Below are 15835 nucleotides of genomic sequence, written 5' to 3'. Positions count from 1 at the left end.
ATCATGCCGGACAGATCAAGGAACCCGCCTGGTGGGTGAGTTGGCGAGCACCCGGTGCAGAGCGTCCACCCTGTTGGTGGTGATCGAGTCGACGCCCCGCTCGATCAGGCGTCGCATGGTGCGCTTGGTGTCGGCCGTCCAGGCGGAGACCAGCAGCCCGTCCCGGTGCGCGCGGTCGGTCAGCTCCCGGCTCACCAGGGGGAACCGGTAGTTCAGCCAGCGCGGCCTCACCGCGTCCAGCAGCACGGCGCGCGGCGGGGCGAGCGTGGTCCAGGTCAGGGCGATCTCGGCGGACGGATCCGCGGCGCGCACCCGCAGCATCGCCCCGGCGCCCGCGCAGTAGTACGCGCGCTCGCCCGCCCCGCACTCGCGGACCACCCCGACGATCTTCCGTACGGACGCGTCCGTGGCGCCGGGCAGATCGACCATCACCCGGTGCGCCCCCGCCGCGAGCAGTGCCTCGCGCAGGGTGGGCACCCCGCCCCGGGTCAGCTCCACCAGCTCCTGGTGATCGATGCGGTCCAGCCGGCGGTCGTGGCCCCACAGCCGTTCCAGGGTGGCGTCGTGGAGCAGGACGGGCACCCCGTCGCGGGTCACCCGGACGTCGATCTCGACCGCGTCCGCCCCCCGTTCGAGGGCGGAGCGGATCGAGGGCAGGGTGTTCTCGCGGGCCCGGTACGGATCGCCGCGATGCCCCACGGCGGTGACAGCGCTGGTGGTGCCGACAGGTTTGGCCATGGGGCCATTGTGACCAGTGGGGTCAGCGGCCGGGGGCCTCCAGCCAGTTCGCCGTGTACGTGTCGATCTCGGAGGCGAGCTTCCGCTTGCGGGCCGGGTCGAGGAAGGACGCCTCCGCCGCGTTCTTCGCGAGTGCGGCGATGCCCCGCTCGTCGAGGTCCAGCAGGCGGGCCGCCACCGCGTACTCGTTGTTGAGGTCGGTGCCGAACATGGGCGGGTCGTCACTGTTGATGGTGACCAGGACGCCCGCCCGCACCATCTCCCTTATGGGGTGCTGCTCGATGTCGGTGACGGCGCGGGTGGCGATGTTCGAGGTCGGGCAGACCTCCAGCGCGATCCGGTGCTCGGCCAGGTGCTCCAGCAGCTTGGGGTCCTGGGTGGCGCTGGTGCCGTGGCCGATGCGCTCGGCGCGCAGCGCGGTGAGCGCGTCCCAGATCGTCTGCGGGCCGGTGGTCTCCCCGGCGTGCGGCACGGAGTGCAGGCCCTCGGCGATGGCGCGGTCGAAGTAGGGCTTGAACTGCGGGCGGTCGACCCCGATCTCCGGTCCCCCCAGACCGAAGGAGACCAGTCCCTCGGGCCGCAGGTCCACGGCGAGCCGGGCGGTCTCCTCGGCCGAGACGAGCCCCGCCTCGCCGGGGATGTCGAAGCACCAGCGCAGGACGACGCCCAGCTCGGCCTCGGCGGCCTTGCGGGCGTCCTCGATGGCCTCCATGAAGCCCTGCTCCGGGATGCCCCGCCGGACCGAGCTGAACGGGGTGATGGTCAGCTCCGCGTACCGGATGTTCTGCCGGGCCATGTCCCGGGCGACCTCGAAGGTCAACAGCCGGACGTCCTCGGGGGTGCGGATCAGGTCCACCACCGAGAGGTAGACCTGGATGAAGTGGGCGAAGTCGGTGAAGGTGAAGTAGTCGGCCAGCGCCTCGGGGTCCGTGGGGACCTTGGAGTCCGGGTGGTGGGCGGCCAGCTCGGCGACGATGCGGGGCGAAGCGGATCCGACGTGATGGACGTGGAGCTCGGCCTTGGGCAGCCCCGCGATGAAGGGGTGCGGATCGGTCATCGGATTTCTCCCGGTTCTCAAAGAATTTCGGCCGGGCTCACCGGCTGCACCGATCATCGTAGGCGGGGCCCGGTGACCGGGGGCCGGGCCGTAGCATGACGGAACCACGATGGGGGAGGCCCATGTCAGACAACACAGAGCAGCCCGGGGGCGGGCCCGCGCCGCGCGATCCGTGGGCGCCACCGGACAGCCGGGTGGAGCTGGGCAAGCAGCCGCCCGCCGACGCCCGTCCGCCCGCAGTGCACGACCAGCCGACGATGGCGGCGATGCCGGGCGCCGGAACGGGCCCGGGGGACGGGACCGGACCGATACCCGCGCCCGGACCGATACCCGCGCCCGGGACCGGACCGGTACCGGGCGTCGGCGGCTTCGGCCCGGCGCCCGCCGACGTACCGCCACCGCCGCCCGGTCCGAACGGCCCGGGACAGATGCCGCCGCCCGGCCAGCCCGGTGCGCCCGCCGGTCACTACGGTTACCCGGCACCGCCCGCGCAGCCGTACGGCGGCTACCCGGGGTACAACTCCTTCAGCGGCCCGGCCGCCTGGGCCCCGGCACCGTCGAACGGCCTGGGCACCGCCGCGATGGTGCTCGGCATCGTCTCGGTGGTCGGCTTCTGCCTCTACGGGGTCAACATCGTCCTCGGTATCCTCGCGCTGACCTTCGGCATCATCGGCCTCGGCCGTGCCAAGCGCGGCGAGGCCACCAACAGGGGCATGGCGATCGCCGGGGTCATCCTCGGCTCCGTCGGCATGGTCATCGGCGCCGCGTTCCTCGGCGTCATCATCTGGGCCGCCACGAACGCCGACAGCGACGAGGAATTCGGCGAGACCTACGACGACCCGTTCGCCACGTCGCTGGTCATCGAGGGAACCCGCTAAGGGCTGTCCGACGCACAGCGCCGCCCGGCGGGGCGGCGCTGTCGTCCACGCACGAAGCGCGTGAAACGTACGGAGCGCGTGAAACGCACGAAGCGCACGAAGCGCGTGAAACGTACGGAGCGTACGGTGCCGGCTCAGGCCGCCGTATCCGCACGCAGCCGCGTACGCGCCTCCATCAGCGCGAAGCCCAGCAGATTCAGCCCGCGCCACTGCTGCGGACGCTCCGCCCGCTCGTCGTCCGCCGCGAGCCCGATGCCCCAGATCCGGTCCACGGGGCTCGCCTCGACCAGCACCCGCTCCCCAGTGTTCAGCAGATACTCGCGCAGGTCCGGGTCCTGGCCGAACTTGTGGACGCTGCCCGCCACCACCAGCGCGAAGCGCTCCCGCTTCCACACGTCCTCGTCGAAGCCGCGCACCGTCCGGCCGGCCTTCTTCGCCGCCGCCGGGCTGCTCGCCTCCACGGCCTCGCGCTCGGCCGCCGCGTCGCCGAAGAGCCGCGCCTTGCCCGCCATCATCCAGTGCTCGGCCGACGGATAGGTCACCGAGTCCACGGTGAACGGTGAGGGCCACCACTGGCTCAGGCAGCTCGAACCGATGCGCCCGTCGGGGCGCGGGCGGTGCCCCCAGAAGGGCAGATACTTCACCCGCTCGCCACGTGCCAGATCCGCCAGAAGGTCATCAATCTGTCCCATGACAGCTGAGTGTGGCATCCGCCACGGACACTCCGTACGGGGATTTCCGCACTGACGCGACACATGGTCGACAGATTCCGTCGCGTAACCAAAAGGCAACAACGGAATCACTTGTTGGGCTGGGGTGCCTCTGCCAGGATCGGCACTCAATTCACGAAGAAGCTACGCCGACCCCGCCCAGCGGGTACAGCGGCGGAGGAGAACGTCATGGGCAACGGCATCCAGGTGCAGGACCGCTTCGCGAAGGGTGCGCAGTTCATCGGCGGCGAACTGCTCCCCGGTACATCGGGGCGCCACCACGAGGTGGTGAACCCGGCGACGGGCGAGAGCGTCCTGCGCTACGAACTCGCGGGCACCGACGACGTGGACGCGGCCGTCGCCGCCGCCCGCGCGGCCTTCCCCGGCTGGTCGGGCGCCACCCCCGCCGAGCGGTCCGAGGCGATGCACCGCTTCGCGGCCGTCCTCGCGGAGCAGGCGGACGACTTCGCGTACGCCGAGTCGCTCCAGTGCGGGAAACCGATCAAGCTCTCCACCGAGTTCGACGTGCCGGGCACCGTCGACAACACCTCGTTCTTCGCGGGCGCCGCCCGCCACCTGGAGGGCCGGTCCGCCGCCGAGTACGACGGCGATCACACCTCCTACGTACGCCGTGAGGCGATCGGTGTCGTCGGCTCCATCGCCCCTTGGAACTACCCGCTCCAGATGGCCGCCTGGAAGGTGCTCCCGGCCATCGCCGCGGGCAACACCATCGTGCTCAAGCCCGCCGAGATCACCCCGCTGACCTCGCTGATGTTCGCGCAGGCGGCCCGTACGGCGGGCATCCCCGACGGGGTGATCAACGTCGTCACGGGCGCGGGCAAGGACGCGGGCGAACACCTCGTCGGCCACCCGGACGTCGTGATGACCTCGTTCACCGGCTCCACCGCCGTCGGCAAGCGGGTCGCGGAGATCGCCACCTCCACCGTCAAACGCCTCCACCTCGAACTCGGCGGCAAGGCCCCCTTCCTGGTCTTCGACGACGCCGACCTCGAAGCGGCGGTCAACGGGGCGGTCGCCGGAGCCCTCATCAACACCGGCCAGGACTGCACCGCCGCCACCCGTGCCTACGTCCAGCGCCCGCTGTACGACGCCTTCGTGCGGGGCGTCGCCGCGCTGATGGAGACCGTGCGGCTCGGCGACCCCTTCGACCCGTCGACCGACCTCGGCCCGCTGATCCGCCACGCCCAGCGCGACCGGGTCGCCGGATTCGTCGAGCGGGCCCGTGCGTACGCCACCGTCGTCACCGGCGGCGAGGCCCCCGGCGGCGACCTCGCCGACGGTGCCTACTACCGGCCGACCCTGATCGCGGACGCCGCCCAGGACAGCGAGATCGTCCAGTCGGAGATCTTCGGCCCGGTCCTGGTGGTGCTGCCCTTCGACAGTGACGACGAGGGCATCGCGCTGGCCAACGACACCCCGTACGGACTCGCCGCCTCCGCCTGGAGCCGCGACGTGTACCGCGCGGGCCGCGCCACCCGTGAGATCAAGGCGGGCTGTGTCTGGATCAACGACCACATCCCGATCATCAGCGAGATGCCGCACGGCGGATACAAGGCCAGCGGCTTCGGCAAGGACATGTCGTCGTACTCCTTCGAGGAGTACACGCAGGTCAAGCACGTCATGTACGACAACACCGCGGTTGCCCGCAAGGACTGGCACCGCACGATCTTCGGGGACCGATAGAAGCTGCCGCCGACCAGCGGCCACACCCACCCGAAAGGGCAACGCGTATGGAGAGTCACGAGCCCGACCACCTCTCGCCGGCCCGGCTGGCGGCCATGAGGCGGAGTCTGACCACCGGCAGGGGAGCCCTCACCCGCCGTTCGCTGCTGCGCGCCTCCGGCACGGGCGCGCTCGCGCTCGGCGGGCTCGGCACCCTCGCCGCGTGCGGCATCCCGCCCGCCAAGCGCGCGGACGGCTCGGCCGCCGCCTCCGACGACCACTCGGCCGAGGAGAAGCGGGTCACCTTCTCCAACTGGACCGAGTACATGGACGTCGGCGAGGACGACAAGGGCCGGCCCTCCCTGGAGGCGTTCACCGAACGCACCGGGATCACGGTCAAGTACACCGAGGACATCAACGACAACGTCGAGTTCTTCGGAAAGATCAAGCCGCAGCTCGCGGCCGGCCAGGACGCCGGACGCGACCTCATCTGCGTCACCGACTGGCTGGCCGCCCGCATGATCCGGCTGGGCTGGGTGCAGAAGCTCGACCCGGCGAACCTGCCGCACGCCTTCGCCAACCTCTCCTCCCAGTTCCGCACCCCCGACTGGGACCCGGGCCGCTCCTACTCCTACCCCTGGACCGGCATCCCCGCCGTCATCGCCTACAACACGAAGGCCACCGGCGGCCGCAAGGTCGACTCCATCACCCAGCTGCTGGACGACCCCAAGCTCAAGGGCAAGGTCTCCTTCCTCTCCGAGATGCGCGACTCGGTCGGCCTGACCCTGCTCGACATGGGCAAGGACCCCGGCGACTTCACCGACGCCGACTACGACGCCGCGATCGGCCGGATGCAGAAGGGCGTCGACAAGAAGCAGATACGCCGCTTCACCGGCAACGACTACACCGCCGACCTGAGCAAGGGCGACATCGCCGCCTGTGTCGCCTGGGCCGGGGACATCATCCAGCTCCAGGCCGACAATCCGGATATCAAGTACGCGATCCCGGCCGCCGGTTACATCACCTCCACGGACAACCTGCTCGTCCCCGCGCGGGCCCGGCACAAGACCAACGCCGAGAAGCTCATCGACTACTACTACGAGCCGAAGGTCGCCGCCCAGCTCGCCGCGTACATCAACTACGTCTGCCCCGTCGACGGCGTACGTGACGAACTCGCCAGGATCGACGAGTCGATGGCCTCCAACACCCTGATCCTCCCCGACAAGGCGATGGCGGCGAAGTCCCGCTCCTTCCGCTCGCTGAGCACGGAGGAAGAGACGGCGTACGAAGAGAAGTTCGCCAAGCTCATCGGAGCCTGAGCCGGCCGTCGGCGCCTCTCACGCCGCCGACGCCGTCCCGTTCCTCCCTCCCCGATCTCTCCCCCCGAACACACTGGGACCGCGACCCATGACACAGCAGCAGACAGCGGGCGGCGATGTCCGCCTCTCCGGGATCAGCAAGACGTACGGCTCCTTCACCGCCGTACAGCCCCTCGATCTGACCGTTCCGCAAGGCTCCTTCTTCGCGCTGCTCGGCGCGTCCGGCTGCGGCAAGACCACCACCCTGCGGATGATCGCGGGCCTGGAGGAGGCGACCACCGGCACGGTCATGCTCGGCGACCGGGACATCACCGGCCTGCCCCCGTACAAGCGGCCCGTCAACACCGTCTTCCAGAGCTACGCGCTCTTCCCGCACCTGGACATCACCGACAACATCGCGTTCGGGCTGCGCAGGCGCGGCATCAAGTCGGTGAAGAAACAGGTCGACGACATGCTGGAACTCGTCGAGCTCGGCGACTTCGCCCGCCGCAAGCCGCACCAGCTCTCCGGTGGCCAGCAGCAGCGCGTCGCCGTGGCCCGCGCGCTCATCAACCACCCGCAGGTCCTCCTGCTCGACGAGCCGCTCGGCGCCCTCGACCTCAAGCTGCGCCGCCAGATGCAGCTGGAGCTCAAGCGGATCCAGACCGAGGTCGGCATCACGTTCGTCCATGTCACCCACGACCAGGAGGAGGCCATGACCATGGCCGACACCGTCGCGGTGATGAACGGCGGCCGCGTCGAACAGCTCGGCGCGCCCGCCGACCTGTACGAGAACCCCCGTACGACCTTCGTCGCGAACTTCCTCGGCACCTCGAACCTCATCGAGGGCGAGATCGTCTCCACCGGGGCGGAGCTCGTTGTCTCGGCGGGCGGCGGGAAGCTCCGGCTGCCCGCCGAGCGATGTTCGGCCCCGACGGCGAACGGCGGCAGACTGCTCCTCGGGGTCCGCCCGGAGAAGATCTCCCTCGCGCACGCCGAGGACGCCGACGCGATAGCCGACGGCCGCAACCGCGTCACCGGCCGGATCGTCGACTCCAGCTTCATCGGGGTCTCCACGCAGTACGTGGTGCGCAGCGCGGCGGGCCAGGCGCTCCAGGTCTACGAGCAGAACGTCGAGCGGCGCGCGGGACTCGCCCCCGGGGCCGAGGTCGTCCTGCACTGGAACCCCGCCCACACCTTCGGTCTCGGCGCCGACCAGGACATCGACGCCGGTGTGGAGAGCGTGGAGGACGCGGCGTGAGTGTCACCGACGCGCCTCCCGCGAAGGCCACCGAGCCGAAGATACGCAAGCCCTCCACCCGCAAGCGGCTCGTCCCGTACTGGCTGCTGCTCCCCGGCATCCTGTGGCTCGTCGTCTTCTTCGCCCTGCCGCTCGTCTACCAGGCGTCGACCTCCGTGCAGACCGGGTCCCTGGAGAAGGGCTTCGAGGTCACCTGGCACTTCGCGACCTACTGGGACGCGCTGCGGGACTACTACCCGCAGTTCATCCGCTCCCTGCTGTACGCGGGCACCGCCACGATCCTGTGTCTGCTGCTCGGCTACCCGCTCGCGTATCTCATCGCGTTCAAGGCGGGCCGCTGGCGCAACCTGGTGCTGGTGCTGGTCATCGCCCCGTTCTTCACCAGCTTCCTGATCCGCACGCTGGCCTGGAAGACGATCCTCGCGGACGGCGGCGCGGTCGTCGACGTCCTCAACACGCTGCACGTCCTGGACGTCACCAGTTGGCTCGGCTGGACCGAGTCCAACCGGGTGCTGGCCACCCCGCTGGCCGTCGTCTGCGGACTGACGTACAACTTCCTGCCGTTCATGATCCTGCCGCTCTACACCTCGCTGGAGCGCATCGACGGCAGGCTGCACGAGGCGGCGGGCGACCTGTACGCCACCCCCGCCACCACCTTCCGCAAGGTGACGTTCCCGCTGTCCATGCCCGGCGTCGTCTCCGGCACCCTGCTGACGTTCATCCCGGCGAGCGGCGACTACGTCAACGCGGAACTGCTCGGCTCCACCGACACCAAGATGGTCGGCAGCGTCATCCAGACCCAGTTCCTGCGGGTCCTGGACTATCCGACGGCCGCCGCGCTCTCGTTCATCCTCATGGCGATCGTCCTGCTGATGGTCACCGTCTACATCCGCCGCTCCGGGACGGAGGACCTGGTCTGATGCCCGTACTGCGCTGGATTCGCCGCAATCTGATCGTCATCGCGGGTCTGCTGACCCTCGCGTACATGATCCTGCCGAACATCGTCGTGATGGTGTTCTCGTTCAACAAGCCGAACGGGCGCTTCAACTACGCCTGGCAGCGCTTCTCGCTGGACGCCTGGAAGGACCCCTGCGGGGTCGCCGACATGTGCGGCTCGCTCTCGCTCTCCCTCCGGATCGCCGCCTGGGCCACCGTCGGGGCGACCGTGCTCGGCACGATGATCGCCTTCGCGCTGGTCCGCTACCGCTTCCGGGCGCGCGGCGCGATCAACTCGCTGATCTTCCTGCCGATGGCGATGCCCGAGGTCGTCATGGCCGCGTCGCTGCTCACGCTCTTCCTCAACATGGGCGCCGAGCTGGGCTTCTGGACCGTGCTCATCGCCCACATCATGTTCTGCCTCAGCTTCGTGGTGACGGCGGTCAAGGCACGGGTCATGTCGATGGACCCGCGCCTGGAGGAAGCCGCCCGCGACCTGTACGCGGGACCCGTGCAGACCTTCGTCCGGGTGACCCTGCCGATCGCGGCCCCCGGAATCGCCGCGGGAGCGCTGCTCGCCTTCGCGCTCTCCTTCGACGATTTCATCATCACCAATTTCAACGCGGGTTCGACCGTGACCTTCCCCATGTTCGTCTGGGGATCGGCACAGCGCGGCACACCCGTGCAGATCAACGTCATCGGTACGGCAATGTTCGTCCTTGCGGTATTGGTGGTACTCGCCGGCCAGCTCTTCGCGAACCGGCGGAAGAAAAGCGCCTGACCCTGAAAGTCCTGAAGGAGTTGGAAACCATGGCCCCAGTTGCCATGCGTAGTGCCGCACAATCACTCGCCGGTGCCAAGCCGGTCTCGTACTGGCTCGACGACCCCGCGAAGCCCGAGGCGCTCCCCGCCCTCACCGGCGACGCACACGCGGACCTGCTCGTCATCGGCGGCGGCTACAGCGGACTGTGGACCGCGCTGCTCGCCAAGGAACGCGACCCGGAGCGCGAGGTCGTCCTGGTCGAGGGGCACGAGGTGGGCTGGGCCGCCTCGGGCCGCAACGGCGGATTCTGCGCCGCCTCCCTCACCCATGGACTGCCCAATGGGCTGGAGCGCTGGCCCGACGAGATCAGGAAGCTGGAGGAGCTGGGCGAACGGAACCTCGACGCCATCGAGGACGCCGTCGCCCGCTACGCCATCGACTGCGAGTTCGAGCGCACCGGCGAGATCGATGTCGCCACCGAACCGCACCAGCTCGAAGAGCTGCGGGAATGGCATCAGGAGGCCGAGCGGCTGGGCTTCACCGGGCTGGAATTCCTGGACCGCGAGGCCCTGCGCGCCGAGGTCGACTCACCCACCTTCCTGGGTGGGCTCTGGGACCGCCGGGGGGTCGCCATGCTGCACCCCGCCAAGCTGGCCTGGGGGCTCAAGCGCGCCTGTCTCGACCTCGGCGTACGCATCCATGAGCACACCCGCGCCCTCGAACTCGCCCGCTCGGGGTCCGGCATGGCGGTGCGCACCCCGTACGGACGGGTCTTCGCCCGTCGGGTCGCCCTCGGCACGAACATCTTCCCCTCGCTCGTCAAGCGGGTGCGCCCGTACACCGTGCCGGTCTACGACTACGCGCTGATGACCGAACCGCTCACCCCCGAGCAGCTCGCCTCCATCGGCTGGAAGAACCGTCAGGGACTCGGCGACAGCGCCAATCAGTTCCACTATTTCCGGCTCTCCGCCGACCATCGCATCCTGTGGGGCGGCTATGACGCGATCTATCCGTACGGGGGCCGGCTCAGCGCCGATCTGGATCAGCGTCCGGAGACCTTCCTGAAGCTCGCGGACCAGTTCTTCGCATGTTTTCCGCAGCTTTCCGGGCTGAGTTTCTCGCATGCGTGGGGCGGCGCGATCGATACCTGTTCCCGCTTCTCCGCCTTTTTCGGTACGGCCCATCAGGGGCGCGTCGCGTATGCCGCCGGATATACCGGGCTGGGCGTCGGGGCGACCCGGTTCGGGGCGGATGTGATGCTCGATCTGCTGTCCGGCGAGCGCACCGGGCGGACCGAACTGGAGATGGTCCGCTCCAAGCCGCTGCCGTTCCCGCCGGAGCCCTTCGCGTGGGCCGGGATCGAACTCACCAAGCGGTCCCTCGCCCGCGCCGACACGCACGGCGGGCACCGCAATCTGTGGCTGCGGACCATGGACCGCATGGGTCTTGGATTCGACAGCTGACCAGCACCGATGTCCTTGTGACCCAGTTCACTACCAACGAGTAGCCAAAACCCGCGTCATGATCCGGGTCCGGCCCTCTCTCGCCCGTGTACGCATCGGCAGGACACTGCCGGTGGTCATGGAACGGGAAGGCAGGCCATGAGTGGCTCGGGGGTAAAGGCAGCGGTCCGGTGGCTCGTGTCGGTGGCACCGGATCCGGCCGCGTGCCGGTGGGAATGGGAGCGCAATCCTCGGGGGATCGTGCTCCTTCCCGCCGGCAAGCGCTGGGACGTGCTCATTCTTCCGGGGAAGCTGGGTTATCCGACGCTCGATGTGCTCACCCGTCTCGTCGAGCGGCCGGGTCCGGTCCTCGCCGACTTCGGTGACGCCCGGATGGGTTTCTTCGTGCCGCCGGGCACCGCGTCGCGCTGGCTCGGCACCGGCGTACGGGGGGCGGGTCCGGGCACCTGGATCGTCGTCCCCTATCCGGGACGGGTGGCCGGGGGAGTGCGGTGGCTGATCCCGCCGGACGGATCGGGGACGCTCACGGACGCGACGCTGCTGGAGCTCGCGATGCACGAGGCGGCGGCGTCGGTGGCGTCGGCGGTCCGGGGCGGCGACGGGGACGACTCCGGGAATGAGGGGGGCCGCTGAGGGGGAGCGGAGAGCCGGGGCGGCGGGGCGGGGCGGCGGGAGTGCCCGGCGCCGACCGCCCCCGCCGGGGAGCGCCAGAGGTCTTGACAACCCGATTGGTCTGGACCATGTTGTGCGCACGCCACACCCCATTCCCCCCTGCACGGAGGCTGTTGTGGAACGTACGGGACTCCCCGCCCGATATTCCGGACTTCTGGCCGCTTTCTCGGCTGCCCTGCTCGCCGCCGGAGCGCTGGTCGCCACGGCCCCGCCGGCGGGCGCCGCCGACGCCGAACTGGCGCGCAACGGCGGCTTCGAGGCGGGCCTGGACGGCTGGAGCTGTACGGGCGGCAGCGGAGCCGCTGTCAGCACGCCCGCGCACAGCGGCACTTCCGCGCTGCGGGCCACCCCGGCCGGCGCCGATCACGCCAAGTGCTCCCAGAGCGTGACGGTCAAGCCCGACTCCACGTACACGCTCAGCGCCTGGGTGCAGGGGTCCTACGTCTATCTCGGCGCGGCCGGCACCGGCACCACCGACGTCTCCACCTGGACCCAGTCCACCGGTGCCTGGAAGCAGCTCACCACCACCTTCAAGACCGGCCCGGCCACCACCTCGGTGAGCGTCTACACCCACGGCTGGTACGGCACCCCCGCCTACTACGCCGACGACCTCAGCCTTGTCGGGCCGGGCGGCGACCCCGTCACGCTCCCGGCCACGCCCGCCGGGCTGAAGGCCGGACCGGTCACCGCCTCCTCCGTCGACCTCTCCTGGACGGCCTCCGCCACAGCCACCGGCTACCACGTCTACCGGGGCGGTACGAAGGTGGCCTCCACCACCGGCACCTCGGCCACCGTGACGGGCCTGACCGCCTCGACCGCGTACAGCTTCCAGGTCGCCGCGGTCAACGCCGCCGGGGAGTCCGCGAAATCGGCCGCCGTCAGCGCCACCACCGCGGCGGGCGGCGGGGGAGGCGACGCGGGGCTCCCGGCCCACGCGCTCGTCGGCTATCTGCACTCCAGCTTCGCCAACGGCTCCGGCTACACGCGGATGGCGGACGTGCCCGCCTCCTGGGACGTCATCAACCTCGCCTTCGGCGAGCCGACCTCCGTCACCTCGGGCGACATCCGCTTCTCGCTCTGCCCGGTGGCCGAATGCCCGAACGTCGAGTCGGAGGCGGAGTTCAAGGCCGCCATCAAGGCCAAGCAGGCCGCGGGCAAGAAGGTGCTGATCTCCATCGGCGGCCAGAACGGCCAGGTGCAGCTCTCCACCACCGCCGCCCGCGACGCCTTCGTCACCTCGGTGTCCAAGATCATCGACACCTATGGCCTGAACGGCCTGGACATCGACTTCGAGGGGCACTCGCTCTCGCTGAACACCGGTGACACCGACTTCCGCAACCCGACGTCGCCGGTCATCGTCAACCTGATCTCCGCGGTGAAGACCCTCAAGGCCAAGTACGGCTCCGGCTTCGTCCTCACCATGGCGCCCGAGACCTTCTTCGTGCAGCTCGGCTACCAGTACTACGGCTCCGGCCCCTGGGGCGGTCAGGACCCGCGCGCCGGTGCCTACCTCCCGGTCATCCACGCCCTGCGGGACGATCTGACCCTGCTGCACGTCCAGGACTACAACTCGGGCTCCATCATGGGCCTGGACAACCAGTACCACTCGATGGGCGGCGCCGACTTCCACATCGCCATGACGGACATGCTGCTCACCGGCTTCCCGGTGGCGGGCGATCGGATGAAGGTCTTCCCGGCGCTCCGTCCCGAGCAGGTCGCCTTCGGCCTCCCCGCCTCGACCCAGGCGGGCAACGGGCACACCTCGCCCGCCGAGGTCACCAAGGCGCTGAACTGCCTGACGAAGAAGACCGACTGCGGCTCGTACCAGACGCACGGCACCTGGACCGCCCTGCGCGGGCTGATGACCTGGTCGATCAACTGGGACCGCTTCAACAACTGGGAGTTCTCGAAGAACTTCGACGCCTACTTCGGCGGCTGACCGACCGCAGCGCCCTGTCCAGCACCACCAGCAGCACCCCGCTCAGGCACCAACTGGCGACCACGTCGAGCGGCCAGTGGTAGCCGCGCAGCACCAGACCGATGCTCGTCGCCGCCGTCAGCAGGACGGCGGCGACGAGCATCATCCATGAGCGCCGCAGGTACGGGGCCAGGAGCAGCGCCGCCGCGCCGTACGCCACCGCGGCCGTCGCCGTGTGGCCCGAGGGGTAGTAGCCGGTCGCCTCGGTCAGCGGCCCCTGGCGGTCGGTCCACAGCTTCAGCGGGACGATCAGCGCGGGCACCGCCGCCATCGTGAGGGCCGCGTACAGCGGCTCGCGACGGGCGCCGCGCACCAGCGCGCAGATGATCGCGCAGGCGAGCACCGGGAGCGCGACCTGCATATTGCCGAGGTCGCTGAGGAGATCGGCGATCCGGGCGGGGCCACGCCCCACCAGGGCCCGGCCGATCCGCTCGTCCGGTCCGAGCAGCGGGCCGTCGGCCACCACCTGCCAGGTGATGAGTGCGAAGAGCACCAGAAGCGCCGACACCAGGGAAATGAGAGAAGCCGGCCACCGGGGAACAGGGGGGGGTGTTCCGGGATGGCCGGCCGGATCGGGTTGCCGCGCGCCCCGGGGGGTGTGGGGCGAGCGGCCATCCGATCGGTGAGGAGTTCCGGAGCCGGAGGCTCCAGCGGTGTGCGCGAGGGCACGACCGGGTCCGTGCTGGGGAAGCCCCGGCCCGGCATCGCCCGCAGTCCCCTGCGGGCGAGGTGTTTCTCTCATCTGCAGAAACCGTACGGCAGCCGAGGGGCGACCGACAGCGGGAACCCGGTCCCGCCATCGGCCCCGCACACCTTCTTCACAGGCCCACACGCGCGCCATGGACCGCCCCGAAAATGATGTCTCTTCCTCGGCCTGGGGTTCGAATCGATCAGATGCGGGCGAACGCCTGCTCGATGATGTCGAGTCCCTCGTTCAGCAGGTTCTCGCCGATCACGAGCGGCGGCAGGAAGCGCAGCACATTGCCGTACGTGCCACAGGTGAGGACCAGCAGACCCTCGGCGTGGCAGGCCTTGGCGAGCGCGGCGGCGGCCGCGGCGTTCGGGGTCTTCGTACCGGACTCCACCAGCTCGATCGCGATCATGGCGCCGCGGCCGCGGATGTCACCGATGATGTCGCCGTTCGGGAGCTTCGCCCGCATCTCGGCGAGGCGGCCCTTCATGACCTCCTCGATGCGCTTGGCCCGGCCGTTCAGGTCCATCTCACGCATGGTCTCGATGGCGCCGAGCGCACCCGCGCAGGCGACCGGGTTGCCGCCGTAGGTGCCGCCCAGGCCACCGGCGTGCGCGGCGTCCATGATCTCGGCGCGCCCCGTCACGGCGGACAGCGGCAGGCCGCCCGCGATGCCCTTGGCGGTCGTGATCAGGTCCGGGACGATGTTCTCGTCCTCGCAGGCGAACCACTGGCCGGTACGGCAGAAGCCGGACTGGATCTCGTCCGCGACGAACACGATCCCGTTGTCCTTGGCGAACCGCGCGATCGCCGGGAGGAAGCCCTTGGCCGGCTCGATGAAGCCGCCCTCGCCGAGGACCGGCTCGATGATGATCGCGGCGACGTTGTCCGCGCCGATCTGCTTGGTGATCTCGTCGATGGCCTGCGCGGACGCCTCGGCGCCGGCGTTCTCGGCACCGGTCGGCCAGCGGTAGCCGTAGGCGACCGGGACACGGTAGACCTCGGGCGCGAACGGACCGAAGCCCTGCTTGTACGGCATGTTCTTCGCCGTCAGCGCCATCGTGAGGTTCGTCCGGCCGTGGTAGCCGTGGTCGAAGACGACGACGGCGGTGCGCTTGGTGTAGGCGCGGGCGATCTTCACGGCGTTCTCGACGGCCTCGGCGCCCGAGTTGAACAGCGCGGACTTCTTCGCGTGATCGCCCGGCGTCAGCTCGGCGAGCTGCTCACAGACCTCGACGTACCCCTCGTACGGCGTGACCATGAAACAGGTGTGGGTGAAGTCGGCGAGCTGCGCGGACGCGCGGCGCACGACGGCCTCGGCGGAGGCGCCCACCGACGTCACGGCGATACCCGAACCGAAGTCGATCAGCCGGTTGCCGTCCACGTCCTCGATGATCCCGCCACCTGCGCGGGCGGTGAACACCGGCAGGGTGGAGCCCACACCTGCGGCGACCGCCGCGAGACGGCGAGCCTGCAGCTCGACCGACTTCGGGCCGGGGATGGCGGTGACGACGCGTCGCTCCTGCGGAATAGCGGTCATGAGGGGCTCCTGGGGGGTGTTTCGGACGCTTCTTTCTGCAGGCTAGGGGCGGGGCGGCGGTGCGGGCATGCTCCGATCGGGAGTGATGGGGGTGTGTCCTTGTCCGTCGCGGACAGAAGAAGGCGCGCGGAAGCCGGGGAGACCCGGCGGTACGTGTCCGGCCGCCC

14 protein-coding genes are annotated in these 15835 nt (G+C 70.0%); 9 read left to right on the top strand and 5 right to left on the bottom strand.

Features of this window, described 5'->3' with window-relative positions:
* Positions 1 to 15: 15 nt before the first annotated feature.
* Both A6A29_RS35000 and A6A29_RS34995 read right to left on the bottom strand, forming a co-directional pair.
* Positions 16 to 738 (bottom strand): glycerophosphodiester phosphodiesterase, encoded by a 723-nt coding sequence (locus A6A29_RS35000; RefSeq protein WP_073726782.1) that lies wholly within the window; start codon positions 736 to 738, stop codon positions 16 to 18.
* Positions 739 to 760: 22 nt separating this feature from the next.
* Positions 761 to 1852, bottom strand: a complete 1092-nt coding sequence (locus tag A6A29_RS34995) for an adenosine deaminase (RefSeq protein WP_385728598.1) — start codon at positions 1850 to 1852, stop codon at positions 761 to 763.
* 65 nt (positions 1853 to 1917) lie between these two features.
* Here A6A29_RS34995 and A6A29_RS34990 point away from each other — a divergent pair, with 65 nt between their 5' ends.
* Positions 1918 to 2673, top strand: coding sequence for a DUF4190 domain-containing protein (locus tag A6A29_RS34990; protein WP_073726778.1), 756 nt, complete (start codon positions 1918 to 1920; stop codon positions 2671 to 2673).
* Positions 2674 to 2807: 134 nt separating this feature from the next.
* Here A6A29_RS34990 and A6A29_RS34985 read toward each other — a convergent pair whose 3' ends face one another.
* Positions 2808 to 3365 (bottom strand): NADAR family protein, encoded by a 558-nt coding sequence (locus A6A29_RS34985; RefSeq protein WP_073726776.1) that lies wholly within the window; start codon positions 3363 to 3365, stop codon positions 2808 to 2810.
* A 207-nt stretch (positions 3366 to 3572) separates the two neighbouring features.
* Between A6A29_RS34985 and A6A29_RS34980 the strand changes: the two genes are divergently transcribed.
* The 8 genes from A6A29_RS34980 to A6A29_RS34945 all read left to right on the top strand — a co-directional run bounded on the left by A6A29_RS34980 (position 3573) and on the right by A6A29_RS34945 (position 13398).
* Positions 3573 to 5087: a gamma-aminobutyraldehyde dehydrogenase gene (locus tag A6A29_RS34980; RefSeq protein WP_073726774.1), complete on the top strand. Its 1515-nt coding sequence runs from the start codon at positions 3573 to 3575 to the stop codon at positions 5085 to 5087.
* A gap of 47 nt (positions 5088 to 5134) precedes the next feature.
* Positions 5135 to 6385, top strand: a complete 1251-nt coding sequence (locus A6A29_RS34975; protein ID WP_073726772.1) for an ABC transporter substrate-binding protein — start codon at positions 5135 to 5137, stop codon at positions 6383 to 6385.
* 88 nt (positions 6386 to 6473) lie between these two features.
* Positions 6474 to 7625 carry an ABC transporter ATP-binding protein gene (locus tag A6A29_RS34970; protein ID WP_073726770.1) on the top strand — a complete coding sequence of 384 codons (1152 nt, stop codon included), beginning with the start codon at positions 6474 to 6476 and terminating at the stop codon, positions 7623 to 7625.
* The gene (locus A6A29_RS34965) at positions 7622 to 8545 is read left to right on the top strand and encodes an ABC transporter permease (RefSeq protein ID WP_073726768.1); all 924 of its coding nucleotides are present in this window, start codon (positions 7622 to 7624) and stop codon (positions 8543 to 8545) included. Before A6A29_RS34970 ends, A6A29_RS34965 begins: the two co-directional genes overlap by 4 nt.
* Positions 8545 to 9342, top strand: a complete 798-nt coding sequence (locus tag A6A29_RS34960; protein ID WP_073726766.1) for an ABC transporter permease — start codon at positions 8545 to 8547, stop codon at positions 9340 to 9342. Before A6A29_RS34965 ends, A6A29_RS34960 begins: the two co-directional genes overlap by 1 nt.
* A 29-nt stretch (positions 9343 to 9371) precedes the next feature.
* Positions 9372 to 10787 (top strand): NAD(P)/FAD-dependent oxidoreductase, encoded by a 1416-nt coding sequence (locus A6A29_RS34955; protein ID WP_073726764.1) that lies wholly within the window; start codon positions 9372 to 9374, stop codon positions 10785 to 10787.
* A 138-nt stretch (positions 10788 to 10925) separates the two neighbouring features.
* A complete protein-coding gene (locus A6A29_RS34950; protein ID WP_073726762.1) occupies positions 10926 to 11420 on the top strand; it encodes a hypothetical protein in 495 nt (164 codons plus the stop codon).
* Positions 11421 to 11574: 154 nt separating this feature from the next.
* A complete protein-coding gene (locus A6A29_RS34945) occupies positions 11575 to 13398 on the top strand; it encodes a chitinase (protein ID WP_073726760.1) in 1824 nt (607 codons plus the stop codon).
* On the opposite strand, the gene A6A29_RS34940 is transcribed toward A6A29_RS34945, so the two are convergent.
* Together A6A29_RS34940 and gabT are read right to left on the bottom strand one after the other, a co-directional pair.
* The gene (locus tag A6A29_RS34940) at positions 13349 to 14179 is read right to left on the bottom strand and encodes a phosphatase PAP2 family protein (RefSeq protein ID WP_079183153.1); all 831 of its coding nucleotides are present in this window, start codon (positions 14177 to 14179) and stop codon (positions 13349 to 13351) included. The genes A6A29_RS34945 and A6A29_RS34940 overlap by 50 nt on opposite strands.
* A 148-nt stretch (positions 14180 to 14327) precedes the next feature.
* Positions 14328 to 15668: a 4-aminobutyrate--2-oxoglutarate transaminase gene (gene gabT, locus A6A29_RS34935; RefSeq protein ID WP_073726756.1), complete on the bottom strand. Its 1341-nt coding sequence runs from the start codon at positions 15666 to 15668 to the stop codon at positions 14328 to 14330.
* Positions 15669 to 15835 lie beyond the last annotated feature (167 nt).

Source organism: Streptomyces sp. TSRI0281 (assembly GCF_001905125.1).
Classification (GTDB): domain Bacteria; phylum Actinomycetota; class Actinomycetes; order Streptomycetales; family Streptomycetaceae; genus Streptomyces.
The sequence above is the reverse complement of the archived record's forward strand: the minus strand, read 5'-3'. Positions and strand labels throughout refer to the sequence as shown.